The organism is Nonomuraea sp. LPB2021202275-12-8 (assembly GCF_037044575.1).
Taxonomy (GTDB): Bacteria; Actinomycetota; Actinomycetes; order Streptosporangiales; family Streptosporangiaceae; genus Nonomuraea.
This window is the reverse complement of the sequence record NZ_JBAHWD010000023.1, coordinates 67,498-94,047: the sequence shown is the minus strand read 5'-3', so window position 1 is coordinate 94,047 and position 26,550 is coordinate 67,498. Positions and strand designations below refer to the sequence as shown.

The 26,550-nt window shown below is 70.5% G+C and carries 25 protein-coding genes; 18 read left to right on the top strand and 7 right to left on the bottom strand.

What is annotated here, in order from left to right; all coding sequences use genetic code 11:
- Nucleotides 1-2 precede the first annotated feature (2 nt).
- Together V5E28_RS32955 and V5E28_RS32950 are read right to left on the bottom strand one after the other, a co-directional pair.
- Nucleotides 3-1,172, bottom strand: a complete 1,170-nt coding sequence (locus V5E28_RS32955; RefSeq protein ID WP_336212777.1) for a cytochrome P450 — start codon at nucleotides 1,170-1,172, stop codon at nucleotides 3-5.
- A gap of 109 nt (nucleotides 1,173-1,281) precedes the next feature.
- A complete protein-coding gene (locus tag V5E28_RS32950) occupies nucleotides 1,282-1,551 on the bottom strand; it encodes a hypothetical protein (protein WP_336212775.1) in 270 nt (89 codons plus the stop codon).
- A 228-nt stretch (nucleotides 1,552-1,779) separates the two neighbouring features.
- Here V5E28_RS32950 and V5E28_RS32945 point away from each other — a divergent pair, with 228 nt between their 5' ends.
- Nucleotides 1,780-3,015, top strand: coding sequence for a hypothetical protein (locus V5E28_RS32945; protein WP_336212773.1), 1,236 nt, complete (start codon nucleotides 1,780-1,782; stop codon nucleotides 3,013-3,015).
- 15 nt (nucleotides 3,016-3,030) lie between these two features.
- Complete coding sequence (locus tag V5E28_RS32940; RefSeq protein ID WP_336212771.1) at nucleotides 3,031-3,783, top strand: DUF2786 domain-containing protein; 753 nt, start codon at nucleotides 3,031-3,033, stop codon at nucleotides 3,781-3,783.
- Here V5E28_RS32940 and pgm read toward each other — a convergent pair.
- Entirely contained in the window at nucleotides 3,713-5,344 is a 1,632-nt protein-coding gene (gene pgm, locus V5E28_RS32935; RefSeq protein WP_336212770.1) for a phosphoglucomutase (alpha-D-glucose-1,6-bisphosphate-dependent), read from the bottom strand. The two genes, V5E28_RS32940 and pgm, sit on opposite strands and share 71 nt — an antisense overlap.
- Nucleotides 5,345-5,452: 108 nt before the next feature.
- Here pgm and V5E28_RS32930 point away from each other — a divergent pair, with 108 nt between their 5' ends.
- From V5E28_RS32930 to thrS, 3 genes are read left to right on the top strand one after another with little or no spacing between them, the layout of a single operon-like run.
- Nucleotides 5,453-6,349 (top strand): TIGR03564 family F420-dependent LLM class oxidoreductase, encoded by an 897-nt coding sequence (locus tag V5E28_RS32930; protein WP_336212769.1) that lies wholly within the window; start codon nucleotides 5,453-5,455, stop codon nucleotides 6,347-6,349.
- Between the two features lie 30 nt (nucleotides 6,350-6,379).
- A complete protein-coding gene (locus tag V5E28_RS32925; protein ID WP_336212767.1) occupies nucleotides 6,380-6,985 on the top strand; it encodes a glycoside hydrolase family 25 protein in 606 nt (201 codons plus the stop codon).
- Nucleotides 6,986-7,027: 42 nt separating this feature from the next.
- Entirely contained in the window at nucleotides 7,028-8,992 is a 1,965-nt protein-coding gene (gene thrS / locus V5E28_RS32920) for a threonine--tRNA ligase (protein WP_336212766.1), read from the top strand.
- 206 nt (nucleotides 8,993-9,198) lie between these two features.
- Here thrS and V5E28_RS32915 read toward each other — a convergent pair whose 3' ends face one another.
- Entirely contained in the window at nucleotides 9,199-9,921 is a 723-nt protein-coding gene (locus V5E28_RS32915; protein WP_336212764.1) for a PIG-L deacetylase family protein, read from the bottom strand.
- Between the two features lie 91 nt (nucleotides 9,922-10,012).
- Here V5E28_RS32915 and V5E28_RS32910 point away from each other — a divergent pair, with 91 nt between their 5' ends.
- A complete protein-coding gene (locus tag V5E28_RS32910; RefSeq protein ID WP_336212763.1) occupies nucleotides 10,013-11,083 on the top strand; it encodes an RNA polymerase subunit sigma-70 in 1,071 nt (356 codons plus the stop codon).
- 109 nt (nucleotides 11,084-11,192) lie between these two features.
- Nucleotides 11,193-11,636 carry a hypothetical protein gene (locus tag V5E28_RS32905; protein ID WP_336212761.1) on the top strand — a complete coding sequence of 148 codons (444 nt, stop codon included), beginning with the start codon at nucleotides 11,193-11,195 and terminating at the stop codon, nucleotides 11,634-11,636.
- Between the two features lie 86 nt (nucleotides 11,637-11,722).
- Here V5E28_RS32905 and V5E28_RS32900 read toward each other — a convergent pair whose 3' ends face one another.
- A complete protein-coding gene (locus V5E28_RS32900) occupies nucleotides 11,723-12,274 on the bottom strand; it encodes an Asp23/Gls24 family envelope stress response protein (RefSeq protein WP_336212760.1) in 552 nt (183 codons plus the stop codon).
- A gap of 82 nt (nucleotides 12,275-12,356) precedes the next feature.
- On the opposite strand from V5E28_RS32900, the gene V5E28_RS32895 reads away from it, so the two are divergent.
- Complete coding sequence (locus tag V5E28_RS32895) at nucleotides 12,357-12,887, top strand: HIT family protein (RefSeq protein WP_336212758.1); 531 nt, start codon at nucleotides 12,357-12,359, stop codon at nucleotides 12,885-12,887.
- 13 nt (nucleotides 12,888-12,900) lie between these two features.
- Here the strand turns inward: V5E28_RS32895 and V5E28_RS32890 are convergent, their stop codons facing one another.
- Nucleotides 12,901-14,466 carry a glycoside hydrolase family 10 protein gene (locus V5E28_RS32890; protein WP_336212756.1) on the bottom strand — a complete coding sequence of 522 codons (1,566 nt, stop codon included), beginning with the start codon at nucleotides 14,464-14,466 and terminating at the stop codon, nucleotides 12,901-12,903.
- A gap of 125 nt (nucleotides 14,467-14,591) precedes the next feature.
- Nucleotides 14,592-16,730 (bottom strand): elongation factor G-like protein EF-G2, encoded by a 2,139-nt coding sequence (locus V5E28_RS32885; protein ID WP_442945904.1) that lies wholly within the window; start codon nucleotides 16,728-16,730, stop codon nucleotides 14,592-14,594.
- A gap of 167 nt (nucleotides 16,731-16,897) precedes the next feature.
- On the opposite strand from V5E28_RS32885, the gene pgsA reads away from it, so the two are divergent.
- From pgsA to V5E28_RS32835, 10 genes are all read left to right on the top strand, one after another.
- Nucleotides 16,898-17,500: a phosphatidylinositol phosphate synthase gene (gene pgsA, locus V5E28_RS32880; RefSeq protein ID WP_336212755.1), complete on the top strand. Its 603-nt coding sequence runs from the start codon at nucleotides 16,898-16,900 to the stop codon at nucleotides 17,498-17,500.
- A complete protein-coding gene (locus V5E28_RS32875; protein WP_336212753.1) occupies nucleotides 17,497-18,405 on the top strand; it encodes a phosphatidylinositol mannoside acyltransferase in 909 nt (302 codons plus the stop codon). The genes pgsA and V5E28_RS32875 overlap by 4 nt, the downstream gene beginning before the upstream one ends.
- Nucleotides 18,402-19,532, top strand: a complete 1,131-nt coding sequence (locus V5E28_RS32870; protein WP_336212751.1) for a glycosyltransferase family 4 protein — start codon at nucleotides 18,402-18,404, stop codon at nucleotides 19,530-19,532. Before V5E28_RS32875 ends, V5E28_RS32870 begins: the two co-directional genes overlap by 4 nt.
- Nucleotides 19,529-20,071, top strand: a complete 543-nt coding sequence (locus tag V5E28_RS32865; protein ID WP_336212749.1) for a hypothetical protein — start codon at nucleotides 19,529-19,531, stop codon at nucleotides 20,069-20,071. Before V5E28_RS32870 ends, V5E28_RS32865 begins: the two co-directional genes overlap by 4 nt.
- A gap of 62 nt (nucleotides 20,072-20,133) precedes the next feature.
- Nucleotides 20,134-21,153 carry a DUF3048 domain-containing protein gene (locus tag V5E28_RS32860; protein WP_336212747.1) on the top strand — a complete coding sequence of 340 codons (1,020 nt, stop codon included), beginning with the start codon at nucleotides 20,134-20,136 and terminating at the stop codon, nucleotides 21,151-21,153.
- Between the two features lie 111 nt (nucleotides 21,154-21,264).
- Entirely contained in the window at nucleotides 21,265-22,185 is a 921-nt protein-coding gene (pdxS, locus tag V5E28_RS32855; RefSeq protein ID WP_336212746.1) for a pyridoxal 5'-phosphate synthase lyase subunit PdxS, read from the top strand.
- 169 nt (nucleotides 22,186-22,354) lie between these two features.
- A complete protein-coding gene (locus tag V5E28_RS32850; RefSeq protein ID WP_336212744.1) occupies nucleotides 22,355-24,037 on the top strand; it encodes an alkaline phosphatase D family protein in 1,683 nt (560 codons plus the stop codon).
- A gap of 72 nt (nucleotides 24,038-24,109) precedes the next feature.
- Entirely contained in the window at nucleotides 24,110-24,979 is an 870-nt protein-coding gene (locus tag V5E28_RS32845) for an endonuclease/exonuclease/phosphatase family protein (protein ID WP_336212742.1), read from the top strand.
- Nucleotides 24,980-25,042: 63 nt separating this feature from the next.
- Nucleotides 25,043-25,633: a pyridoxal 5'-phosphate synthase glutaminase subunit PdxT gene (gene pdxT, locus V5E28_RS32840; protein ID WP_336212740.1), complete on the top strand. Its 591-nt coding sequence runs from the start codon at nucleotides 25,043-25,045 to the stop codon at nucleotides 25,631-25,633.
- 3 nt (nucleotides 25,634-25,636) lie between these two features.
- Nucleotides 25,637-26,389, top strand: coding sequence for a YebC/PmpR family DNA-binding transcriptional regulator (locus V5E28_RS32835; RefSeq protein WP_336212739.1), 753 nt, complete (start codon nucleotides 25,637-25,639; stop codon nucleotides 26,387-26,389).
- Nucleotides 26,390-26,550: the final 161 nt, after the last annotated feature.

The window sequence follows — 26,550 nt, the reverse complement described above, 5'->3', positions numbered from 1 at the left end:
GCCTACCAGGCGACGGGTAGCTTCTCCACGCCATAGACGATGGCCAGTTTGCGCCACGGGATCTCGCCGGCGACATGCAGGCCGGGGAAGCGGCGCAGCAGCGCCCGGTAGGCGATGCGCATCTCCATCTGGGCCAGCGGCGCGCCGATGCAGCGGTGGATGCCGTGTCCGAACGACAGGTGCGAGCCCGCCGTAGCGCGGCCGGGCTTGACCTCGTCCATCTCCTCGCCCAGGTGCGGGTCGCGGTTGGCCGCCGTCAGCGAGCAGAGCACCAGCTCGCCCTTCTTGATCTGGTGCCCGTGGAGCTCCAGGTCGTCGCGGGCGAAGCGCGGGAAGGCCACCTGCACGACCGTCATGTAGCGCAGCAGTTCCTCGACCACCTCGTTGACGTAGCCGTCGACCTCGCGCACCTTGGCGGCCTGCTCGGGGTTGTCCAGCAGCCAGAGCGTGCCGAGCGCGAGCATGCTGGTGCTGGTGTCGTGGCCGCCGGTCAGCAGGCCGTCGGCCATGCTGGCCAGGGTCCGGTCGTCGAGTTCGTCGCCGTGCTCGCGCAGCAACTGGCCGAGCAGGCCCTCGCCGGGGGCGCGCCGCTCGCGGGCGACCAGGTCCGTCAGGTACGCCATCGCGTCGTTGATCGCCTGCAGCGACGCCTCCGGGCCCGCGGTGAAGTCGAACCGGTCCGTGCTGATCTTCACGAAGTCGGCGCGCTCCTCGTACGGCACGCCGAGCAGCTCGCACACCACCAGCGACGGGATCGGCAGCGCGAACTCCTCCACCAGGTCGACGGGGGAGCCCTTGGCCTCCATCCGGTCCAGGTGCTCCTCGACCATGGCCTCGATGCGCGGCTCGAGCCTGCGCAGGCGGCGCATCGTGAACTCCGGCGTGAGGAACTTGCGCAGCCGCGTGTGCTCGGGCGGGTCGCGGAAGCCGAGGCCACCGGGGTCCTCCTGGTTGGAGCCCAGGCCGATGACGCCGGCGAAGTCGTTGCTGAAGCGCTCATGGTCGCCGAGCACGTCGCGCACGTCGTCCCACCGCGTGACCAGATACACCGTCTGGCCGCCCGGGATCTCCATGGGGAAGACGGGATGCTCGGCGCGGATCCGGGCGAGCTCGGCGACGGGGTCGAACCCGTCACGCATGAACTGGACGAGTGGGAACTCTGAGTCTGACATCGAAATCCGTCCTGCTGGGATGCATCACACCATGTTGGGATAAATCCCTCGAGCAAATGGTCCCATCTACACGGGGGAAACAGACCCTCCAGAAGGACGAGATTTCATCTCAACTGACCGCAAGCTGCCTGGTCACCTCGTCGGGCGGCGGCAGCGTCCGGTCGCGGGCGCGGACCGGAGGCTCCGGCAGCGGCGCCTGCTCCGTCAGGAAGGGCGGGGCCGGCTTGGGCCGCCGCGGCTCGCGCACCCCGCCCCGCGGGGGGTCGTCGAACGGCGGATCGTCCTCGCCGGGACCATGAGGCTCGCCCGGCCCGAAGCCGAGCGGGCTGCCGAGAGCGCCGCTCGTGAGAGCACGGCGCCTGCGCGATCGCTTGCTCACAACCCCTCCTAGGGCGGACGCGTTCCATTGTGGGCCTCCGCCTCGCGGAGCGCGACAGCCGGAAGGTTGCCTTTTCGGTACGGTCTCGCAGGCTGATCATGCAGGTGGGGCGTATGGGAAAAGACGGGCAAAGTGGGGCGGCAGACGGCGTTTGGCGTACAAGATGACGACATTCTGCGATGATCTCGTCGTTTAGCACACGAGACTGAGCCTCACGGATAGTGACTGATGCCCACATTCGAGGAAATCACTGCCTTCATCACGGACAAGCCGCTCGCGACCGGGGTCATCACGCTGTTGAGCCTGGCCGGGCTGGTGCTGGCCTACCTGGTGCTCAGGGTCGCCTGGCGCGCCCTGGCCTGGCTGGTCGCCCGCTACGTCGCGGCGCGCCCCATCGAGGACGTGCTGACCGTCGTCGCCGCGTCCATCGCGACCGGCGTCTCCGCGCAGGGCATGTGGCGCTTCTCCGGTGACGTGCTGGGCCTCGACGGCCCGCTCCGGCTGTTGCTGTTCGCCTTCATCGAAGTGGCCATCATCACCTCCGCCGTGCGGGCCCGCCGCAACATGCGCGAGAACTTCTCCGCCGGCATCGACGGCATCGCGGTGTGGGCGCTGACGTGCCTGACCGCGGTGCTGTCCAGCATGGACGCGCGCAGCCTGCCCGAGGCGGTGTTCAGGCTCGCCGCGCCGCTGGTCGCCGCCTGGCTGTGGGAGCGCGGCATGGCCATCGAGCGCCACCGCATCCGCGGCACCGGCCGGATCAACTGGCGCCTGACCCCCGAACGGCTGCTGGTCAGGCTGGGCGTGGCCGAGGTGAGCGACCGCACGGCCAGCGAGGTCGACGCGCACCGCAGGCTCACCCGCGTCGCGCTGGCCGCCAAGCGGGCCAAGGCGCTGCGCGAGGGCGGCGCCTCCGACAGGAAGGTCCGCGCCGCGCTGGCCAAGCTGGACAAGGCCATGGACCAGGCCGTCGAGCACACCGGCCTGGCCGTCGACACGGCCCGCCAGGAGGCCCTGCTCGCCCAGATCGCCGCCCTCTACAACACCTCCGCCCTCATCGACGCCGACCCGCGCGTGCCGTGGGAGCCGCGTGCCGACCATCACCCCGTGCCCGCCCGCCCCGCGCTGCCGCCGGCGCTGGCCGAGCTCGTGGACGAGGAGGACGAGGACGAGGTGCTCGACACCACCCCGCAGGTCGTCGACACCGCGCAACGGGCGGCGCTGATGAGGGCGGCCCGCGAGTTCTGGGACCGGCAGATCGCCAAGGGCATCGTGCCGCGCACGGTCGACATCGCGCAGGAGATCGGCCTCTCGCTGGCCACCGCCCGCGAGTATCGTTCCCTGTGGAAGCTGGAGCCACGGGCGCACGCCCTCATCGAGGCGCTCTACCAGCAGCACGGAATCGTCGACACCGGCGCCTTCCCGGCCATCGCCGACGACGGGCGGGTGCTGACCAAGTCCTAAAAGCGGGGGAGCGGGGTGCGCGAACGCACGCTCGAACGGGTCAGGAAACTGCTGGCCAAGGCCGAGCGCACGGACAACGAGCACGAGCGGGCTGCCTTCATGGCGGCGGCGTCCGCGCTCATGGCCAAGTACGGCATCGACTCCCTCGATCCGGAGCGGCCCCGCCAGGCTCCCGGCGACCGGATCGTCACCCTGCCAGGTCCCTGGGCCAGGGAGAAGGCGCGTCTGGTCAGCCTGGTCGCCCAGGCCCTGCGCTGCCGCCCGCTGCTCATCGGGCGGGGCGACGGCGGGCAGCGGGTGCACGTGTTCGGGTTCGCCGCCGATCTGGAGCGGGCCGAGCTGCTGGCCACGTCGCTGCTGCTGCAGATGGCCTCAGGCCTGTCGCGGGTGCGGCTGCCGCCCGGCCTGCCGGCCGTGCGGGCCTACAGGCGGTCGTGGCTGCTGGGCTTCACCGACGAGGTCTACCGGCTGCTGCGCGAGGCCGAAGCCGCCGCCGAGGCCGCCGCGCCGGTGGCGGGCACCGCGCTGGTGCTGGCGGACCGGCACGCCGAGGTCGAGCGCGCGGTGGCGGCGGCCTACCCGCGCATCCGCCTCAGCGTGCCCCGCACCAGCGGCACGGGCTACGGCGACGGCGTCGCGGCCGGCCGCCGGGCCGACCTGGGCCGCACCCGCGTCCACGCCGAGGCGGCCCGCGAGCTCACCCCAGGGCCGAGGAGACCAGACGGCGCGCCTCCTGCTGGACCTCGGCCAGGTGGTCAGGGCCCTTGAACGACTCCGCGTAGATCTTGTAGACGTCCTCGGTGCCCGATGGGCGCGCGGCGAACCAGGCGCTCGCGGTCGAGACCTTGACCCCGCCCAGGGCGGCGCCGTTGCCGGGAGCCGAGATCTGCACCGAGGTGATCGGCTCGCCGGCCAGACTGGAGGCGGTCACCTGGTCGGCGGAGAGCTTGCCCAGCACCGCCTTCTCCTCCCGCGTCGCCGGAGCGTCCACCCGGGCGTAGGCGGGCTCGCCGTACTTGGCGGTCAGTGAGCGGTAGTGCTCGCTGGGCGAGCGTCCGGTGACGGCCTGGATCTCCGAGGCCAGCAGCGCCAGGATGATCCCGTCCTTGTCCGTCGTCCAGGCCGAGCCGTCGCGGCGCAGGAACGCCGCGCCCGCGCTCTCCTCGCCGCCGAACCCGAGCGAGCCGTCGAGCAGGCCCGGCACGAACCACTTGAAGCCCACCGGCACCTCGTGCAGGCGCCGCCCGAGCGACTCGGCGACCCGGTCGATGATCATGCTGCTGACCATCGTCTTGCCCACCCCGGCGTCGCCGGGCCAGCCGTCGCGGTGCTCGTACAGGTAGGAGATGGCCACGGCCAGGTAGTGGTTGGGGTTCATCAGGCCGCCGTCGGGGGTGACGACGCCGTGCCGGTCCGCGTCAGCATCGTTTCCCGTGGAAATATCGTATTTATCCCGATTCGCGATGAGTGAGGCCATGGCGTACGGCGACGAGCAGTCCATCCGGATCTTGCCGTCCCAGTCGAGCGTCATGAACCGCCACGTCGGATCCACCAGCGGATTGACCACGGTCAGGTCGAGGCGGTGGCGCTCGGCGATCTCCCCCCAGTAGGCGACGCTCGCGCCGCCCAGCGGGTCGGCGCCGATCCGCACCCCGGAGGCCCGGATCGCGTCGAGGTCCACGACGGACGGCAGGTCGTCCACGTACGAGCCCATGAAGTCGTAGCGCTCGGCCAGGTCCAGGGCCTTGGCGTAGGAGACCCGCCGCACCCCCTCCAGGCGCTTGGCCAGCAGCTCGTTGGCGCGGTCCTGGATCCACGTGGTGGCGTCGGTGCCGGCGGGGCCGCCGTGCGGCGGGTTGTACTTGAAGCCGCCGTCGGCCGGCGGGTTGTGCGACGGCGTGATCACCACGCCGTCGGCCAGGCCGGTCGTGCGGCCCCGGTTGTGGGTGAGGATCGCGAGCGACACCGCGGGCGTCGGCGTGTAGCCGTCGCGCGAGTCGATCAGCACCCGCACCCCGTTGGCGGCGAACACCTCGAGCGCCGACACCCGCGCGGGCTCCGACAGCGCGTGCGTGTCGATGCCCAGGAACAGCGGCCCGTCGGTGCCCTGCGTCTGCCGGTATTCGCAGATGGCCTGGCTGGTGGCGAGGATGTGGTCCTCGTTGAACGCCGTCTTCGACGACGAACCGCGGTGCCCCGACGTGCCGAACGCCACCCGCTGGGCCACCTCGCCGGGGTCCGGGTGCAGCGCGTAGTAGGCCGTCACCAGCCTGGGCACGTCGACCAGGTCGGCGGGCTGAGCGGGCTGTCCCGCGCGTTCGTCGGTCATACGACCACTTTACAAATCCTCGTCCCGGCGACCGGGGCGACACCCGCTCGCCACCGGAGTGATCGGGGTTACACTCGCCTGAGCCAAACAGAATGGAGTTCTAGAGCGATGCGATTCGGACTGATGCTCAACGAGCCCTCCGGCCAGGATCCTTTCGCCGAGCTGAGCGACAGGATCGCCCAGGCGGTCGACGACGGCTTCGACTCGGCCTGGATGTCGAACATCTTCGGGCTCGACGCTCTGACCACGCTGGCGGTCGCGGGACGCGGCCACGCCATCGAGCTCGGCACCGGCGTCGTGCCCACCTACCCGCGCCACCCGGCCGTGCTCGCCCAGCAGGCGATGACCGTAAACGCCGCCCTCGGCGGGCGGCTGGCGCTCGGCATCGGGCTCTCGCACCAGATCGTGATCGAGAACATGTACGGCTACAGCTTCGACAGGCCGGCCAGGCACATGAAGGAGTATCTGGACGTCCTCGTCCCCGCCTCCCGCGGCGAGCAGGTCAAGTACACCGGCGACACCCTCAAGGCCAACCTGAGGCTCACCACGCCGGGCGCGGGCTTCCCGGTGCTCGTCGCCGCGCTCGGCCCGCGCATGCTCAAGCTGGCAGGCACCGTGGCCGACGGCACCGTCCTGTGGATGACCGGCCCCAAGACCGTCGCCGAGCACATCGCGCCCACCATCAACGCCGCCGCCGCCGAGGCCGGCCGTGAGCGCCCGCGCATCGTCTGCACGCTGCCCGTCAGCGTCACCGACGACCCCGACGCCGCCAGGGCACGCGCCAACGAGATCTTCGCGGTGTACGGCCAGCTCCCCTCCTACCGCGCCATGCTGGACCGGGAGGGCGCGGCCGGGCCGGGCGACGTGGCGATCGTCGGCGACGAGTCCGCCGTCAGGGCACAGATCGAGGGACTCGCCGAAGCCGGCGCCACCGACTTCGTGGCCGCGATCTTCGGCGACCGCGAGCGCACTCGCGAGGTGGTCCTCGGCGCGTCGAAGAGCTGACCGGTACGCCTCGCCATAAACTCCGGCACGGTGAAGGGCTTGCTGCACGGCATAGACGTGTCCAACTGGCAGGGCTCCGTCGACTGGGGCGATCACGCCCGAGCAGGGGTCGCGTTCGCCTTCGCCAAGGCCACCGAAGGGGGCGACTACACCGACAGGTGGTTCGCGCGCAACTGGGAAGGCATGCGCGAGAGCTGGATCGTCTGCGGCGCCTACCACTTCGCCCGCCCCAAGGGCGACCCCGCCGAGCACGCGCGCCACTTCCTGCGCACCATCGCGTCGGCGGGCGGACTGCGCCGCGGCGACCTGGTCGCGATCGACATGGAGACCGCCGACGGCCTGCGGCCCCAGGAGGTCGCCCGCTACGCGCGCCGCTGGTGCCGCGTGGTCGAGCGGCGCGCGGGCGTGCGCCCGTTCGTCTACACCTACCAATCCTTCGCCGGCGCGGGCAACTGCGCCGGCCTGGGCGAATACCCGCTCTGGATCGCCAGCCCGCACAGCCCGCGCGGCAGGCCCGTGGTGCCCAGGCCGTGGCACGACTGGACGATCCACCAGCACTCCAACACCCCCGTCGACCGCAACGTCTTCCACGGGACCCGCCAGCAGCTGACCAGGCTGGGGTACGACCCGCGATAGCATCGAGATCCACCATCTTGAGCGCTATCCAAGGGAGTCATCGTGTCAGCCGAGCTACGCATCACCCTCGCCGGAGCCGAGCGTGTGGTCGCGGCCGGCACGACGGCCGGCGAGGCGATGGAGGCCGACGGCCGCACCGTCATCGCGGCCAGGGTCAACGGCGAGCCGCGCGACCTGGCCCGGCCGCTGGCCGAGGGCGACGTGGTCGAGCCCATCGAGGTCGGCAGCGACGAGGGCAGGGCCATCGTCCGCCACTCCACCGCCCACGTCATGGCCCAGGCGGTCCAGGAGCTGTTCCCCGAGGCCAGGCTCGGCATCGGCCCGCCGGTCGAGAACGGCTTCTACTACGACTTCGACGTCGCCGAGGCCTTCCACCCCGACGACCTCAAGCGCATCGAGAAGCGCATGCGCGAGATCGTCAAGCAGGACCAGCTCTTCTCCCGCCGCGCCGTCACCGACGACGAGGCACGCCGGGAGCTCGCCGACGAGCCCTACAAGCTCGAGCTCATCGGGCTCAAGGGCGGCGCCGAGAACGAGGAGTCGGTGGAGGTCGGCGCGGGCGAGCTGACCATCTACGACAACCTCGACGCCAAGACCGGCGACCTGCGCTGGAAGGACCTGTGCCGCGGCCCGCACGTGCCGTCGACCCGGTCCATCCCCGCGTTCAAGCTCATGCGCTCCGGCGGCGCCTACTGGCGAGGCAGCGAGAAGAACCCGCAGCTCCAGCGCATCTACGGCACCGCCTGGGAGTCCCGCGACAAGCAGGACGACTACCTCAAGCTGCTGGAGGAGGCGGAGAAGCGCGACCACCGCAAGCTCGGCGCCGAGCTGGACCTCTTCAGCTTCCCGGCCGAGCTGGGCAGCGGCCTGCCGGTCTTCCATCCCAAGGGCGGGATCATCCGCAAGGAGATGGAAGATTACATGCGCAGGCGGCAGGGCGAGGCGGGCTACGAGTTCGTCAACACCCCGCACATCACCAAGTCGACGCTGTTCGAGACCTCCGGTCACCTGCCGTGGTATGCCGAGGACATGTTCCCCCCCTTCGAGCTGGAGGGGATCGAATACCGCGTCAAGCCCATGAACTGCCCGATGCACAACCTGATCTTCCGGGCGCGCGGGCGCTCCTACCGTGAGCTGCCGCTGCGGCTGTGCGAGTTCGGCTCCGTCTACCGCTACGAGAAGTCGGGCGTGGTCCACGGCCTGACCCGGGTGCGCGGCATGACGCAGGACGACTCGCACATCTACTGCACCAGAGAGCAGATGGTCGGCGAGATCAAGAGCCTGCTCACCTTCGTGCTCAGCGTGCTGCGCGACTTCGGCCTGTCCGAGTTCTACCTGGAGCTGTCCACCCGTGACGACTCCGACAAGTTCATCGGCGACCCGGCCGACTGGGACGAGGCCACCGAGGCGCTGCGCCAGACGGCCGAGGAGTCGGGACTGGATCTGGTCGACGACCCGGGCGGCGCGGCCTTCTACGGCCCCAAGATCTCGGTGCAGGCCAAGGACGCGATCGGCCGCACCTGGCAGCTGTCCACCATCCAGCTCGACCTCAACCAGCCCAAGCGGTTCGAGCTCGAATACCAGGCCGCCGACGGCAGCCGCCAGACGCCGGTCATGATCCACCGTGCGCTGTTCGGCTCGATCGAGCGCTTCCTCGGCGTGCTGGTCGAGCACTACGCCGGCGCCTTCCCTCCGTGGCTGGCCCCGGTGCAGGTCGTCGGCATCCCGATCGCCGACGCCCACGCGCCCTATCTGCAGGACGTCGCCAAGCGGCTGCGCGAGCGCGGCATCCGGGTCGAGGTCGACACGGCCGACGACCGCATGCAGAAGAAGATCCGCAACGCGCAGAAGTCCAAGGTCCCGTTCATGATCCTCGCGGGCGACGACGACATCGCCAACGGCGCGGTGTCCTTCCGCTACCGCAACGGCGAGCAGAAGAACGGCGTCCCGGTGGACGAGGCCGTCGCCGAGATCGTCGACTCCGTCGAGCGCCGGGTCCAGGTCTGATCGGTGCCCCCGGTCGCCGTTGACCGGGGCACGACTTCCGATGCGCGCTTGAGTCGGGGAGTCCGGTTCCCGCCTCCTCGTGCCGGGCTTTCCATGGCTTTCAAGGCGGCCTGTGCCGGGCTCTTCGCGCTGCTCCCCGGCTCCGGCCGCTTCGAGGCGGGCTCCCGGCTTCCGCCGAGCCCCCTTCGGGCCTGGAGCCTCGCCGGTCAGCGCGGGAAGAGGCGGAAGGTGACGGCGGGGCGGCCGCCGAAGCTGCCCGCCGCCTCGTGGGCGAAGCCTTCGACGAGGGTGCGGGCGTAGGTCCGCGGGTCCTCGTCGGTGAGGGCCTCGATGTAGGCGCGGTGCTCGGTGAGGGATCGCACGCCCGCCTCCAGCCCGCCGGTGACGTCGACGGCGTGGGTGGGGGAGTCGCTGCCCGCGACGGCGACCCAGCGGACGCCGCCCCACGGCTCAGCATCGGTATCCGGAAATATCCACCTATTTCCAGCGTCGGCGGCGGCGTCCATCGTGGCCCTGCCCACCGCCCTGTGGTCGGGGGTGTTCCAGGCCGTGCCGCCCCAGGTGTCGTCGAAGTTCAAGGTGATCAGCAGCTCGGGGCGGTGCCTGCGGATGGCGGCCGCGAGGTCGCGGCGCAGCGCGGTGCCGTACTCGATCACCCCGTCGGCGTGGTCGAGGAACTCCACGGTGGTCACGCCGACGACCGCGGCGCTGGCGCGCTCCTCCTGCTCGCGGACCGGGGCCGCCTTGGCGGGTTCGAGGGTGTCGATGCCCGCCTCGCCGCGCGTGGCGATGAGATAGGAGACCTCGCGGCCCTCGCCGGTCCAGGTGGCCACGGCCGCCGCGCAGCCGTATTCGAGGTCGTCCGGGTGCGCCACCACGGCCAGGGCGCGCTGCCAGTCGGTCGGCATGGGTTCCAGGTGATCCGCCATGCCCTTCACCCTAAACCGGGCATGCGCGGAATCCGTCGGTCTCCAGGTCTACGATGACCGGCGAAGACGGCGAGCCGGGGGAGCAGGTGCGGTGACAGGGCCACAGCGGGCATCACGGGCGGGCGAAGGCGGCGAGGTCACCGCGTCGATCCAGGAGGGCGAGGGCGACGAGGTGGCCGCGCTGATCCGGGCCGGTGACCAGGCGGGGTTCGCCGAGCTCGCCGAGCGCCACCGGCACGAGCTGCAGGTGCACTGCTACCGGATGCTCGGCTCCTACACCGATGCCGAGGACATGGTGCAGGAGGCGCTGCTGCGGGCGTGGCGCAGGCGTGAGACGTTCGAGGGACGCTCGACGTTCAGGGCGTGGCTCTACCGGATCGCCACCAACGTGTGCCTCGACGCCCTGTCAGGGCCGGCCCGCTCGCGCGAGGTGGTGATGACCATGCAGGGCGCCGACCGGTCGGCGCTGGCGGAGGTGCCCTGGCTGCAGCCCTACCCGGATCGGCTGCTCGACCTGGCCGGGCCCGGTGAGGGGGAGCCCGACGCGGTCGCCGTCGCCAGGGAGACGATCGAGCTGGCCTACCTGGCGGCCATCCAGCACCTGCCGGCGCGCCAGCGGGCGGTGCTCATCCTGCGCGATGTGGCCGGCTGGCCGGCCACGGAGACCGCCGGGGCGCTGGAGCTGAGCGTGACGGCGGTCAAGAGCGCGCTGCAGCGGGCCCGGGCGACGCTCCGCCTCCACCTGCCCGAGCAGCGCTCGCAGTGGAGCCCGGCCACCGAGCCCAGCGATGAGGAGAAGGCGGTCCTGCGGCGTTACATGCGCGCCTCGGAGGAGGGCGACCTCGTGGCCCTGGCCGCGCTGCTCCGCGAGGACGCCCGCCAGGCGATGCCGCCCGCCGTCCTGCTCTATGCCGGGCGCGAGGCGATCCTCGACATGTGGCGTCCGGTCTTGGAAGGGCCGCAGGCGTGGGGCGAGTGGCGCTCGATCCTCACCTCCGCCAACCGGCGGCCCGCCGTGGCCAACTACGTCCGGCGCGACGGCGAGACCTCCTTCACGGCCGTCAACCTCGACGTGGTGCGCATCGAGGAGGGCCTGATCGTGGAGATCACCACGTTCGGCCCGGACGTACTCCCCGCCTTCGGCCTCCCCGAGGTGCTCTGACCAGCGAAAACAGGAAATTTACGATTTCTCGCCGCTGGACCGATTCCTTTCGCCGCGCCCTCCGGTCATACGGGTGTAACCACGACGACGAACGAAAGGGACGATCACCATGACCGAGTACGCCCAGCCCGACGCACAGCCCGACGCCCAGATCAGGGCCCTGGACCGGCTCGTGGGCACCTGGCGGGTGACCGGCGGCACCGAGGGCACCGTCACCTACCGCTGGCTCGACGGCGGCTTCTTCCTGGTCCAGGACGTCGACATGGAGCAGTACGGCCAGCAGGTCAAGGGTGTGGAGATGATCGGCCGGGAGCGGCCCTTCGGCGCGGACAAGCCCAGCGAGGACATCAAGTCCCGCTACTACGACAGCCAGGGCAACACCTTCGACTACGTGTACGAGCTCGACGGCGACACGCTCACCATCTGGGGCGGCGAGAAGGGCTCGCCCGCCTACTACAGGGGCACGTTCGCCCCTGACGGCGACTCGGTCTCCGGCGCGTGGGTGTACCCGGGCGGTGGCGGCTACGACTCGCAGATGACCCGGCTGAAGTGAGCCGGGGCGGCCGAGGCCCGAGGCCCGGGGCCCCGGGCCACGTGCGCTGGGCCAGGCGCCGGCTGCCGGTGGAGCGGTCGCTCAGTTCAGAACGGCTCCTCCTCCTGAGCCTCGCCGTCCGGCCTGCCCTCGCCCGGGAGGCGGACGTCGTCGACCGTCACGTTCACCTCCACGACCCGCATGCCCAGCATCCGGCTCACGCTCCGGGCGACGTTGGCCTTGACCTCCGAGGCGACCTCCATCACCACGTGGCCGTACTCGACCACGATCGTGAGGTCGATGCCCACCTGGCGGTCCTGGATCTGGGCGCTGACCCCCTGGTTGCCGCGCCGGGATCCGATGCCGATGCGGTCGCGTACGGACTCGAAGGCGCGCGCGAGGTCGCCGCCCATGTCGGCGACGCCGGCCACCTCCAGGGTGGCCAGCGCGGCGACCTTCTCCACCACCTCGTCGGCCACCTTGATCCGGCCCTTGACGACGGCGGTGTGGGAGGTCGGCGACAGCTCTCCGTACGGCGTGGCCGGTTCGGCGGAGCCGTTGTGCGTGTGCGTGAGGGTGTCGTCGGCGGGTTCGGGGGTCTCGGGATGCTCAGCGGGGGGCTCGGTCGGGGCGGTGTGCTCGGCTAGGGCGTCGCTCATGTCAGCCTCCTTCGGGCGTGTCTGGATTGTGCCGGATGAGCACCCCGTTTGTCCGCCGACCTGTGGCCCTATGCTGCTAGATATGCACGATCAGGCAGGAGCCGGGGAGCCCGACAACTTCCAGCGTCTGTGGACCCCGCATCGCATGGCCTACATCAAGGGCGAGAACAAGCCGACGGGATCAGGGCCGGACGACGGCTGCCCGTTCGACGCGATCCCCAAGATGACCGACGAGGAGGGCCTGGTCGTCGCCAGGGGCGAGGTCGTGTACGCGGTGCTCAACCTCTACCCCTACAACTCGGGGCACCTGATGGTGGTGCCCTACCGGCACGTGTCGGACTACGACGAGCTCGACGCCGCCGAGCTCGTGGAGCTGGGCGAGTTCACCCAGCGGGCGGTGCGGGCCCTGCGCGCGGCCAGCGGGGCGCAGGGCTTCAACGTCGGCATGAACCTGGGCCACGTGGCGGGCGCCGGCATCGCCGCCCACCTGCACCAGCACGTGGTGCCGAGGTGGGGCGGCGACACCAACTTCATGCCGGTGGTCGCGCAGACCAAGGTGCTGCCGCAGCTCCTGCGCGACACCCGCCAGATGCTCGCCGACGCCTGGAAGTGACCTCGGAGAGGACCTACGCCCCGCCCGCCTTGACCTTGACCGCCTTGCTCTCGTTGTGCAGCCGGTCCAGAGACGTCACCAGGTAGGTGCCCGGGGACTTGGCGGTGAACGCCGGGCCGTTGACCACGGCGACCAGGTTGCGGGCGTCGGTGGTGTGGCAGTCCTGGCCCGACTTCGGCACCCGGTAGACGGCGTACGAGCGCGCTCCCGGCGAGGCCGTCCACGTCACGGCGGTGCCGGCGGCCTTGACGTCGGAGGGCTTGGCCGGGGCCTGGTCGCCACGGGCCGGCATCAGGGGCAGCAGGGCCGGACGGCTGTAGTGCGTCCTGGCGACCTGGTCGATGGCGCCCAGCGGGTTGGTCAGCAGGTTCTTGCCGCTGAAGTAGACGTCCCCGTCGATCTGCTTGAAGGCGCGGTTGATCGTCAGGTGGGCCGACAGCTCGCCGGGCTTGGTCCAGGCGGGCTCGTCCTTGGCGCCGACCCGGTAGAGGGCCTGGCCGATGTAGAGCTGGACGTCGGTCCCCTTGACGGCGCCGGACCACCAGGACGCGAGCGCCTTGTAGCCGGCCAGCTTGTGCTCGCGAGACCAGTAGAGCTGGGGGAGGACGTAGTCGACGGTGCCGGACTTGATCCAGGCGCGGGCGTCGGCGTAGATCGAGTCGTAGGCGGACATGCCCGAGGTGTTGGAGCCCTTCGGGTCGTTCGACTTGTTGCGCCAGATGCCGAACGGGCTGACGCCGAACTTGACGTGCTGCTTGGTGGCGTGGACCGTCTCGTCGATCTCGGCGATGAGCTTGTTGACGTTCTCGCGGCGCCAGTCGGCGAGCTTCTTGCCCTTGCCATACTTTGTAAAGGCGGCGGAGTCGTTGAACGTGGCCCCGGCCACCGGATAGGGGTAGAAGTAGTCGTCGAAGTGCACGCCGTCGATGTCGTATCGCTTCACCACGTCGGTGACGACCTTGTTGACGTGCTCGCGGACCTGCGGCAGGCCGGGGTTGAAGTAGAGGCGATCACCGTACTTGACGGTCCAGCCCGGATGCCGGCGCGCGGGATGGTTCGCGGGGAGCTTGGCGATGTTCGCGTCGTAGGAGGCCCGGTACGGGTTGAACCAGGCGTGAAACTCCATGCCGCGCTTGTGCGACTCCTGGATGAGGAACGGCAGCGGGTCCCAGCCCGGGTCCTTGCCCGCGGTGCCGGTGAGGAACTGAGACCACGGCTCGAGCGGGGACCTGTAGACCGCGTCCGCGGCGGGCCGCACCTGGACGAACACCGCGTTGAGCCGGCGCTTTACGGCGGCGTCGAGCAGCTTGACGTACTCGGCCTTCTGGCGGTCGATCGCCAGGCCCTTGCGGGACGGCCAGTCGATGTTCTGCACGGTGGCGATCCACACGCCGCGCAGTTGCCGCTTGGGAAATCGGGCGTCGGCGGTGCAGGCGGCGGTCTCCACCGTCTCGGTCGTCTTCTTCTTGGCCGTGGCGGCCGCCGTGCTCCGGTCAGCGCCGGGGCCGAAGGCGTAGGCGGCACCGGTGGAGACGATCGCGAGGGCGGCAACGGCTAGGAGTGGGCGTCCGGTTCGCATAATGCCACCCAGTGTGGCATCAGCGCCCTTATGCTCTGGACGGAAAAGGGAAATCGACTCGTGATACTTTTGTGATGAAATGGTAGTGATGGGCCGGGAGGGACGACCTCCCGGCTCCGTCACGGTCAGTCCGTCTCGGTGACCTTGCCGGCCAGGTGCGTCGGCAACGGCTCGTATCGCAGGAACGTGCGCTGGAAGGTGCCGGTGCCGTGCGACATGGATCGCAGGTCGATGGCGTAGCGGGTGATCTCCAGCTCGGGGACCTCGGCCTTGACCAGCGTGCGTCCCGTGCCCACCGGCTCGGTGCCCAGCACCCGTCCGCGGCGTGAGGACAGGTCGGACATCACCGAGCCGACGTGCTCGTCGGCGACCAGCACCGACAGCTCGTCGACCGGCTCCAGCAGCAGCGTCGGCACCTTGGCGGCGGCCTCCTTCAGCGCGAGCTGGCCGGCGATCTGGAAGGCCATGTCGGAGGAGTCCACCGAGTGCGCCTTGCCGTCGTACAGGGTGACGCGCACGTCCACCATCGGGTAGCCGGCGACGACGCCCCGCTCCATCTGCGCCCGCACGCCCTTCTCGACCGACGGGATGAACTGCCTGGGCACCACCCCGCCGACGATCTTGTCGACGAACTCGAACCCGCCGCCGGACGGCAGCGGCTCGACCTCGAGGTGGCAGATGGCGTACTGGCCGTGGCCGCCGGTCTGCTTGACGTTGCGGCCCATCGCCTGGCACCTGCCGCCGAACGTCTCGCGCAGCGGCACTCGCAGCTCGACCCGCTCGACCTCGACGCCGTGGCGTTTGGACAGCCGGTCCAGCAGCACGTCGGTGTGGGCCTCGCCCATGCACCACAGGACGAGCTGCCGGGTCTCGGCGTTGTTCTCCAGGCGCAGCGTCGGGTCTTCGGCCACCAGCCGGCCCAGCGCCTGGGAGAGCTTGTCCTCGTCGGCCTTCGACTTGGCCCGGATCGCGACCGGCAGCAGCGGCTCCGGCATCGTCCAGGAGGTCATGAGCAGGGGCCGGTCCACGTCGGAGAGCGTGTCGCCGGTCTCGGCCCTCGACAGCTTGGCCACGGCCAGGATGTCGCCGGCCATGCCCTTGGCGGCGCCGCGCTGCTGCTTGCCGAGGGGACCGGTCAGAGCTCCGATGCGTTCGTCGAGGTCGTGGTCCTCGTGCCCGCGGTCGGCCAGGCCGTGCCCGGAGACGTGCACGGTCATGTCGGGGCGCAGCGTGCCGGAGAAGACGCGGACCAGGCTGATGCGGCCCACGTACGGGTCGCTGGTCGTCTTGACGACCTCGGCGACCAGGGGGCCGTCGGGGTCGCATGTGATGCCCTGGACCGGCTTGCCGTCGAGGCTGGTGATCTCGGGCATGGGATGTTCGAGCGGGGAGGGGAAACCCTGGGTGATGAGTTCGAGCAGTTCGGTGGCGCCCACGCCGAGGCCGGTGCAGAGCACGGGGTAGAAGCTGCCTCTGGCGACGGCCTTCTCCAGGTCGTCGATGAGGACGTCGGTGCCTATGTCCTCACCCTCGAGGTAGCGCTCCATGAGCGACTCGTCCTCGCTCTCCTGGATGATGCCCTCGATCAGGACGCCTCGATAGTCCTCGATCTGGCTCTCGTACTCCGCTCCGGGGTCCTTCTCCGTGCGGGTGCCGGTGGCGTAGTTGTAGAACTTCTGCGTCAGCAGCCCGATCAGGCCGTTCACGTGCCCGTTGGTGATCACTGGCAGGTAGAGGGGGGCGACGCCGTCGCCGAAGACGTCCTGGCAGGAGGCGAGCACCTCGTCGAAGTCGGCCCGCTGGTGGTCGATCTTGGTGATCACGACGGCTCTGGGCATGCCGACCCGGGTGCATTCCTCCCACAGCATCTGCGTCAGGCCGTCGATGCCGTCGCAGGCGGACACGACGAACAGCGCGGCGTCGGCGGCGCGCAGCCCGGCGCGCAGGTCTCCGACGAAGTCGGCGTAGCCGGGGGTGTCCAGCAGGTTGATCTTGATGTCGTTGTGCGTGAGGGGTGCCAGCGCGAGGTTGACCGAGCGCTGCTGGCGGACCTCGACCTCGTCGAAGTCGCTGACGGTGTTGCCGTCCTCCACCCGGCCGGCGCGCTGGATCGTGCCGGTGACGGCCAGAAGTTGCTCGACGAGGGTCGTCTTGCCCGATCCTGAATGGCCGACCAAGACGACATTGCGTATCGCGTCCGCCTTGTCGGCCGCTGGTGCCCTGCCCGCGGCTCCCATGGCACCGGTTGCGTGCTTTTCCGCCACATCGCCTCCCGCGTCCTCGTTGATGCGTGCCAATGCCGCGCCCGCACGGAGGGGATCAGGACCGCATGGACGCGGTGTGTTCACCAAATACCCCTGTGGCGGATATCACAAGGGGGATGGGGCAAAGAAAGTCGTCGGTCCTCGTATGGCCTACGATCGACAACGCGATGCTCAAACTCCTGCGCCCGGCCATGACCCGGATACTCACCCCGCTGGGCAGGGCACTGGTCCGCCGCGGGATCGGCCCGAACGCCGTCACGGCGATCGGCACCCTCGGCACCGTCGTCTCCGCCCTGTTCTTCTTCCCCATGGGACTGCTCCCCGCGGGCGCCGTGGTGATCACTGTCTTCGTGCTGTTCGACCTGCTCGACGGCCTGGTGGCGCGGATGGGCGGGGGAGGGGGCAGCACCTGGGGGGCGTTCCTGGACTCCACGCTCGACCGGGTGGCCGACGCCGCCATCTTCGCCGGGCTGATCCTCTACTTCTTCTCCATCCGCGACGCGCTGCTGGTCGGGGTGACGCTGTTCTGCCTGGTGGCGGGCCTGCTGGTGTCCTACGCCAAGGCGCGGGCCGAGGGGCTCGGGCTCACCTGCGACGTGGGCCTGGCCGAGCGGCCGGAGCGGCTGGTCGTGGTCCTGGTGGCCACCTGCTTCGGCGGGCTCGGCGTGCCCTACGTCCTGGCGGCCGGCATGTGGTTGCTCGCGGCGGCCAGTGCCGTCACCGTTGTGCAACGTGCGGTTCATGTCTACCGTCAGACGAGGGAGCGATGAGCGACAAGCCGTCAGTCACCGATCGCGTCGTGGCCGCGGGGTTCGCGGCCGGCTGGACGCTGGTCCCGCTGCTGCCCGAACGGCCGACGGCGGCGGTCTTCAGGTTCATGGCCGACCGGGTGTGGCGCAAGGGGGGCAGGTCGGTGCGCCGGCTGGAGTCCAACCTGGCCCGGGTGACGGGGCTGGAGCCCGGCAGCCCCGAGCTGCGCGAGCTGACCAGGACCGGCATGCGCTCGTACTTCCGCTACTTTCACGAGGTCTTCCGGCTGCCGAAGATGAGCACCGAGGAGATCGTGCGGCGCACCCACGCGATCGGCGCCGAGCACGTGCACGAGAACGTGGCGGCCGGCCGGGGCGTGGTGCTGGCGCTGCCGCACATGGGCAACTGGGACCAGGCGGGAGCCTGGCTGGTGGGAATCGGTCACCCGTTCACCACGGTCGCCGAGCGGCTCAAGCCGGAGTCGCTGTTCCGCCGCTACGTGCGTTTCCGCGAGGGCCTCGGCATGGAGGTGCTGCCGCTGACCGGCGGCGACGGGCACAACTTCGGCACGCTGGCCACGCGCGTGCGCAAGGGCGGCGTGGTGTGCCTGCCGGCCGAGCGGGACCTCACCAAGAGCGGCATCGAGGTGGAGTTCTTCGGCGGGGCGACCAAGGTGCCCGCCGGCCCGCCGCTGCTGGCGGTGCAGACGGGCGCGGCGCTGCTGCCGGCGATCGTCTACTTCGTGGGCGACGACTGGGGGATCCACATCCACGAGGAGATCCCGGTCCCGCAGGAGGGCACCCGCCAGGAGAAGGTCGCGGCCGTGGCGCAGGCGCTGACCGGCGTGTTCGAGAAGGGCATCATCGAGCACCCCGAGGACTGGCACATGCTGCAGCGGCTGTGGCTGGAGGACCTGCGTCCATGAGGATAGGCATCGTCTGCCCGTACTCGTGGGACATGCCGGGCGGGGTCAAACAGCATGTCGACGACCTGGCGCAGGCCCTGATAGGGCACGGGCACGAGGTGTCGGTGATCGCGCCGGCCAGTGACGACGACGAGCTGCCGCCGTACGTGACCGGGGCCGGCAGGGCGGTGCCGGTGCCCTACAACGGGTCGGTGGCCAGGATGTCGTTCGGGTTCATCTCGGCCGCCCGGGTGCGCCGCTGGGTGCGCGACGGCGGCTTCGACGTGCTGCACATCCACGAGCCGCTGGTGCCGAGCCTGGGCGTGCTGGCCTGCTGGGCGGCCAAGGGGCCGATCGTGGCGACCTTCCACGCGTCGTGGGTGCGCTCGCGGGCGATCGCGGTGGCCGAGCCGCTGTTGCGCAGCGCGCTGGAGAAGCTCAGCGGGCGCATCGCGGTCTCCGACGCGGCCAGGAAGAGCCTGGTCGAGCAGTTCGGCGGCGACACGGTGCTGATCCCCAACGGGGTGACCGTGGGCCGCTACACCGAGGCCGAGCCGCTGGACGGCTGGGGGCCCGACGGCGCGACGATCGGCTTCCTCGGCCGGATGGACGAGGAGCGCAAGGGCCTGCCGATCCTGCTCGACGCCTTCGGGACGCTGGCCGCCGAGCGGCCGGAGCTGAAGCTGCTGATCGCCGGTCCCGGTGAGGCCAAGGACGTGTACGAGCGGGTGCCCAAGCGGTTCCACGACCGGGTCACGGTGCTCGGCATGGTGAGCGAGGCCGACAAGATCCGCGCCTACCATTCGGTCGACGTGTTCTGCGCTCCCAACACGCGCGGCGAGAGTTTCGGCATCGTGCTGGCCGAGGCGATGGCCTCCGGCGCGACGGTGCTGGCCAGCGACATCCCGGCCTTCCGCCGGGTGCTCGGCGACGGCCAGGCGGGCGCGCTGTTCGCCAACGGCGACCCAGGCTCGCTGGCGCGGGAGGCGGCGGCGCTGCTGGACGCGCCGGAGCGGCGGGCCAAGCTGGCGGAGGAGGCGCTGGTGGCGGTCATGAAGTACGACTGGTCGACGGTGGCCAGGGACGTGGTGCGGGTGTACGAGACGGTGGCGGCCGGCGGCGCCGGCCGGGTGGAGGAAGACCTGTGACATCCACCTTGATCGTCCTGATCGTGGGCATCGTCGTGGTGCTCACGGCCGTCTACATCTCCTGGCGGGCGGGCCGCCTGGACCGGCTGCACATCCGTCTGGAGCTGGCCCGGGAGGCGCTGGAGGCGGCGCTGGTGCGGCGCCGGGCGGTGGTGCTGGAGCTGGCGGGCTCGCGGCTGCTCGATCCGGCGACCTCGCTGGTGCTCGCGGCGGCGGCGCACGAGGCCAGGATGGCGGGCCCGGAGGAGCGCGAGCACGCCGAGAGCGACCTGTCGCGTGCCCTGCGGGCGGCGGTGGACCAGGAGCGGTTCAGGGAGAAGTTGTCGGAGTCGCCCGGCGGCGAGGACCTGCTGGAGGAGCTCGACGCGGCGGTGACCAAGGTCGTCTACTCGCGCCGCTTCTACAACAACGCGGTGGGCGTCACGCGCACCGCGCAGCGCCGGTGGCTGGCGCGGACGCTGCGCCTGGCGGGACACACCGAATACCCGCGGTTTTTCGAGATCGATGACAATCCGCCGGCGGCCATGGCAACTGAATGACCCGATTTTGGATAGACCGGTAAGCTTCCTTCCGTTCTGGGCAAAAGCGGAGGAGTGTACACGTGCGGCTACCCCGGATGATCACCTTGACACTGGCCGGAGTGGCTGTCCTGATGCCCGTCGCGGCCTGCTCGTCCGACGAGCCCGCTGCCGGTCAGGCGCCCGACGCGGCAGCCACCTCCAGCGGGCCGGTGGAGGAGCCGACCCCGGAGAAACTGCACCCCTTCACCGGCAAACCACTCAAGTCGGCCAGGCCGGTGCTCGCCGTGAAGATCGAGAACACCGGGGCCGGCAAGCCCCAGCTGGGGCTCAAGAGCGCCGACATCGTCTATGTCGAGCAGGTCGAGGCCGGCCTGACCCGCCTGATGGCCGTCTTCTCCTCGAAGATCCCGGCCAAGGTGGGGCCGGTCCGCAGCGCCCGCATCTCCGACCTGCACATCGCGCCGATGTTCGGCAAGCCCGCCTTCGCCTATTCCGGCGCGCAGAGCAAGATGCTGCCGTTTATCGCCGAGGCGTCGCTCTTCGACGTCTCCGACAGCAGGGCGCCGGGCGCGTACTTCCGCCAGCCCGGCCGCTTCGCCCCCTACAACCTGTTCGCCAACACCAAGAAGCTCCTGAGCTCGGCGCCCAAGGCGAGCAAGGCCAAGGACATCGGCTTCACCTTCGGCGACGCTCCGGCGGAGGGCGGCGTCGAGCGCAGGTCGTACACCGTCAAGTGGCCCGCCGCCCGCCTCACCTTCGCCTGGTCCGAGGCGAACAAGCAGTGGATGATCTGGCAGGACGGCAAGAAGGACATGGCCGCCGAGGGCGGGCAGCTCGGCGCCCCCACGATCGTCATCCAGTACACCAAGACCGAGCGCTCGGAGTTCCACGACAAGAACCAGAGCTACACGCCCCTGGTGCACACCGTCGGCAAGGGCTCGGCGATCGTGCTGCGCGAGGGCAAGGCGTACAAGGCGAAGTGGGAGCGGGAATCGGAGGACGGTGGCACGACGTTCACCACACAGACCGGCGAGCCGATGAACTTCGCGCCCGGCCAGGTCTGGGTGGCGCTCGCCAGCCGCAAGCCCGTGACGCCTTGACGTACAGAACTCCCCGCCATTGCTGACAAGGTGGCAGGCGGGGAGGAGTGCCTCAGGACCTACGATGGGTTTGATAACTTACCGTTCCCCCCAGAGCCCGTGAGGAAGACCGTGTCCAGCAGCACGCCCGAAACCGCTTCAACCACCGGCCCCGTCACCGGCACCGCCCGGGTCAAGCGAGGCATGGCCGAGATGCTCAAGGGTGGCGTCATCATGGACGTCGTCACAGCCGAGCAGGCCAAGATCGCCGAGGACGCCGGGGCCGTCGCCGTCATGGCGCTGGAGCGCGTGCCGGCCGACATCCGCGCCCAGGGCGGTGTCTCCAGGATGAGCGACCCGGACATGATCGACGGCATCGTCGCCGCGGTCTCGATCCCGGTCATGGCCAAGGCCCGCATCGGCCACTTCGTCGAGGCCCGCGTCCTGCAGGCGCTCGGCGTCGACTACGTCGACGAGTCCGAGGTGCTCACCCCGGCCGACTACGCCAACCACATCGACAAGTGGCAGTTCACCGTGCCCTTCGTCTGTGGCGCGACCAACCTGGGCGAGGCGCTGCGCCGCATCACCGAGGGCGCGGCCATGATCCGCTCCAAGGGCGAGGCGGGCACCGGCGACGTCTCCAACGCCGTCACCCACATGCGGACCATCCGCGCCGAGCTCAAGCGCCTCAGCACGCTGCCCGAGGACGAGCTGTACGTCGCGGCCAAGGAACTGCAGGCGCCCTACGAGCTGGTCGCCGAGGTGGCCCGCAGCGGCAAGCTGCCGGTCGTGCTGTTCACCGCGGGCGGCATCGCCACCCCGGCCGACGCCGCGATGATGATGCAGCTCGGCGCCGAGGGCGTGTTCGTCGGCTCCGGCATCTTCAAGTCCGGCGACCCGGCCAAGCGCGCCGCCGCCATCGTCAAGGCCACCACGTTCTACGACGACCCGGACGTCATCGCCAAGGTCTCGCGCGGCCTGGGCGAGGCCATGGTGGGCATCAACGTCGACGAGATCCCGCAGCCGCACCGTCTGGCCGAGCGCGGCTGGTAACCGCCACGTCGCAGCGGCGGGCGTCGTGATGCGACGGTGAAAATTTCCAAATAAGGCGACATCCGCGAAGGGTGTCGTCTTTTTGGTGTTGCGTGGAGTTCACTTTGCAGTCATGGTCCTGAGTCAAGCTACCGGTCGTCCCCAGGCCCTGATCGCCCCAGGAGCACCCATGCCCAAGCTCAACCGCCGGCACTTCCTCGTCACCGGCTTAGCGGCGGGCGCCGCCGCGGCCGTCCCGGCCGCCGCCGCGCACGCCGATCCCGACCCCGCCACGGAGACCGCGCGGAGCCTGGCCTCGCGCGGGCTGCGAACCGACCCGTTCACCCTCGGCGTCGCCTCCGGCGACCCGGACCCGGCCGGCTTCGTGCTGTGGACCAGGCTGGCCCAGCAGCCTCTGGCCGAGGACGGCCTCGGCGGCATGCCGCAACGCCCGTTCCCCGTGCTCTGGCAGGTCTACGCCGACGAGCGCTGCCGCCGCCTGGTCCGCTCCGGCGTGGCGGTGGCCACCCCCGAGTGGGGCCACAGCGTGCACGTCGAGGTGGGCCACCTCAGCGCCGGCCGCGAGTACTGGTATCGCTTCCGCGTCGGCCCCTACATCTCACCGGTGGGCCGGGCGCTGACCGCGCCGCACCCCCAGTCCTACGGCGGGCCGCTGGCGATGGCGTTCGTCTCCTGCGCCCAGTACGAGCACGGCTACTTCACCTCCTATCGCAGGCTGGCCGAAGAGCACCCCGACATCGTCCTGCACCTGGGCGACTACCAGTACGAGTACACGAAGAACACCTACAACAGCCCCGGGGGCAACGTCCGCCACCACGAGGGCCCCGAGACCGAGACACTGGCCAACTACCGCCAGCGCCACGCCCAGTACAAGACCGACCCGGACCTGCAGGCCGCGCACGCCGCTGCGCCCTGGCTGGTCGTGTGGGACGACCACGAGCTCGACAACAACTGGGCCGACGAGGTGGCGGAGAAGCCCGAGGTGCCGCAGCCGAACTTCCTGGCCCGGCGCGAGGCCGCCTTCCGCGCCTACTACGAGAACATGCCGCTGCGCCGCACCTCCATCCCGCGTGGCATCGACATGCAGCTCTACCGGCGCGTCCAGTGGGGCCGGATGGCCACCTTCCACATGCTCGACACCCGGCAGTACCGCGACGACCAGGGCTGCGGCGACGGCTACCGCGACTGCCCGGCCGCCGTCGACCCGGCCAGGTCGATCACCGGGGCCGCTCAGGAGGAGTGGCTGCTCGACGGCTTCCGCCGGTCGCGCGCCCAGTGGGACATCCTCGGCCAGCAGGTCTTCTTCGCCCAGCGCGACAACAACGCCGGCCCCGCCAAGATCACCAGCCAGGACGCCTGGGACGGCTACGTCGCCTCCCGCCGCCGCATCACGCAGGGCTGGCTCGACGCCGAGGTGCGCAACCCCGTCGTGCTCACCGGAGACGTGCACGCGCACTGGGCCGGCGACCTCAAGCTCGACTACGACGACCCGACCGGCCCATCGGTCGGCTCCGAGCTGGTGGCGACCTCGATCTCCACCGGCGGCGACGGCGGCGACTCCGACCCCGCCGCACACCCGTTCCTGCAGATCAACCCGCACCTGAAGTTCTACAACAACCAGCGCGGCTACGTGCTGACGAAGATCGAGCGTGACCTGCTCACCGCCGACTTCAAGGTGCTGCCCCAGGTACGCGAGCCCGGCGCGGAGGTCTACACCAAGGCCACGTTCGTGATCGAGGACCAGGTGCCGGGCGTCAGGCAGACCTACCTGCGCCCGATCGACCCGGCGCTGCGCCTGCGCAGCGAGATGACCGTGGAGGAGACGGTCCGCCTGGAGACCGAGCGTCCCTGACCTCCGGTCACCGGAAGGCGGCATCCGCCGGATGCCGCCTTCCCGTCCGGCCCGTCTGGTTGGATGCCTCCCATGATGCGAGAGGCCTTCATGGCGGTGGTGCTCGCGGCCGCGCCCGTCACGCCCGCTCGCACCCCGCTCTCGGTGATGACCTGGAACGTCTGCGCCGGGACCAACCCCGCCTGTTCCCTCTACCGGGCCGGCGCCCAGGAGCTGGCGTGGAACATCGGGCACCACGCCGCACGCGGGCCGATCCGGGCAGACCTGATCTTCCTGCAGGAGTTCTGCTCCGGCGCCACCGGCACGCTGGAGCTCTCGCTCGAAGCCCGCACCGGCCGGCCCTGGACCGTGGGGTCGTGGAGCCTGCTCGCCGCCGACGGCACCCCCTACCCCTGCCACCCCGACCGTCTGGGACGTCCCAGGGGCGCGCAGAGCATCGCCGTCGCCGTGGCCGGGCACGCCGCCACCTTCCGCACCCTGCCACTGGCCGCCCCGCCCTGGTACGTCAGGCGCGCCGCCCTCTGCGCGACCATCCGCGCCATCCGCGTGCGGGCCTGCAACACCCACCTGTCCGCGGGCACCGGCTACGACGACCGGCAGCCGGGCGCCCCCTACCGCACCAGGCAGATCGGGCAGCTCCTCGACGCCGCCTCCGGCCGCGGCGACCGCGTCGTGTTCGGCGGCGACCTCAACGTGGCGCCTCCCGACAGCGGCACCGGCAGTGCCGCCGGCCGCCGCGCCGTCGCCCCGGCCTACCGTGACCATCGCGAGTGCGACCAGCGCGGGCGCGAGCGCGACGGCCGCTGGACCCACACCGGCAGCGGCGGGCGGAAGAAGCTCGACTACCTGTTCGCGCCCCCTGGCACCGTGCGGCGCTGCCACGTCGATCACCGCGTGACGCTCTCCGACCACCAGCCGCTCTACGCCGAACTGGCCCTGTAGGAAGATGTCGGGCGAACGTGGTGTTGAATCAACAGCACCCAGAACCTGACGGAAGGATGAACCTTGCCTGCGATCGGTGTACTCGCTCTGCAGGGAGACGTGCGCGAGCATGTGCGCATGCTCCAGGAGGCAGGCGCCACGGCCACGGCCGTCCGCAGGCCCGCCGAGCTCGACGCGGTCGACGGGCTGGTCATCCCGGGCGGCGAGTCGACCACCATGTGGAAGCTCGCCGAGACCTTCGACATGCTCCAGCCGCTGCGCATGCGGATCAAGGAGGGCATGCCCGCCTACGGCTCCTGCGCCGGCATGATCATGCTGGCGGACCGCATCGAGGACGGCATCGCCGGTCAGCAGACCATCGGCGGCATCGACATGGTGGTCAGGCGCAACGCCTTCGGCCGCCAGGTCGACTCCTTCGAGGCCGACCTCGACTTCGCCGGATCCGCCGTGCATGCCGTGTTCATCCGCGCGCCGTGGGTCGAATCCGTCGGAGCGGACGTCGAAGTGCTGGGCACGGCCGAGCCTGGGGATAGGATCGTCGCGGTTCGCCAAGGACCGTTGCTCGCGACCTCGTTCCATCCGGAGCTCACCGGGGACCCGCGGGTGCACCGTTACTTCGTAGACATGGTTGTAGACACAGTGAGGGATCAGTAGCCAATGTCCGGCCACTCCAAATGGGCGACGACGAAGCACAAGAAGGCCGCGCTCGACGCCAAGCGCGGCAAGCTGTTCGCGAAGCTCATCAAGAACATCGAGGTGGCGGCCCGGACCGGTGGCCCTGATCCGGATGCCAACCCGACCCTCTTCGACGCCATCTTCAAGGCGAAGAAGAACTCGGTGCCCAACGACAACATCGAGCGCGCCCGCAAGCGCGGCGGCGGCCTGGAGGCGGGCGGCGCCGACTGGCAGCCGATCACCTACGAGGGCTACGCGCCCGGCGGCGTCGCGGTGCTCATCGAGTGCCTCACCGACAACCGCAACCGCGCGGCGTCCGAGGTCCGCGTGGCGCTCACCCGCAACGGCGGCTCGCTGGCCGACCCCGGCTCGGTCTCCTACATGTTCAACCGCAAGGGTGTCGTGCTCGTCCCCAAGAACGACCTCGACGAGGACACCGTCCTCATGGCGGTGCTGGAGGCGGGCGCCGAGGAGGTCAACGACCTGGGCGACTCCTTCGAGGTCGTCTCCGAGGCTGGCGACCTGGTCCCGGTCCGCAAGGCGCTGCAGGAGGCCGGCATCGACTACGACTCGGCCGAGTCGAGCTTCCTGCCGACGATGAGCGTGCCGCTGGACGAGGACGGCGCCAAGAAGGTGTTCCGCCTCATCGAGGCGCTCGAGGACAGCGACGACGTGCAGAACGTCTACGCCAACTTCGACGTGTCGGACGAGGTCATGGAGAAACTCGACGCCTGACCCTCCACCTGTCCCCTCCGGGGCAGTGCTCGGCGGCGGGCGGGGACACGTCGTCCCCGGCCGCCGTTCTCGCGTGTCGCCGCTCACGGCCTCCAGGCGCTTCTCAGCGCGCCGTACCGGCGAGTGCGGACCTCGCCTGTCCACGGCGCCCGATGGAGGGC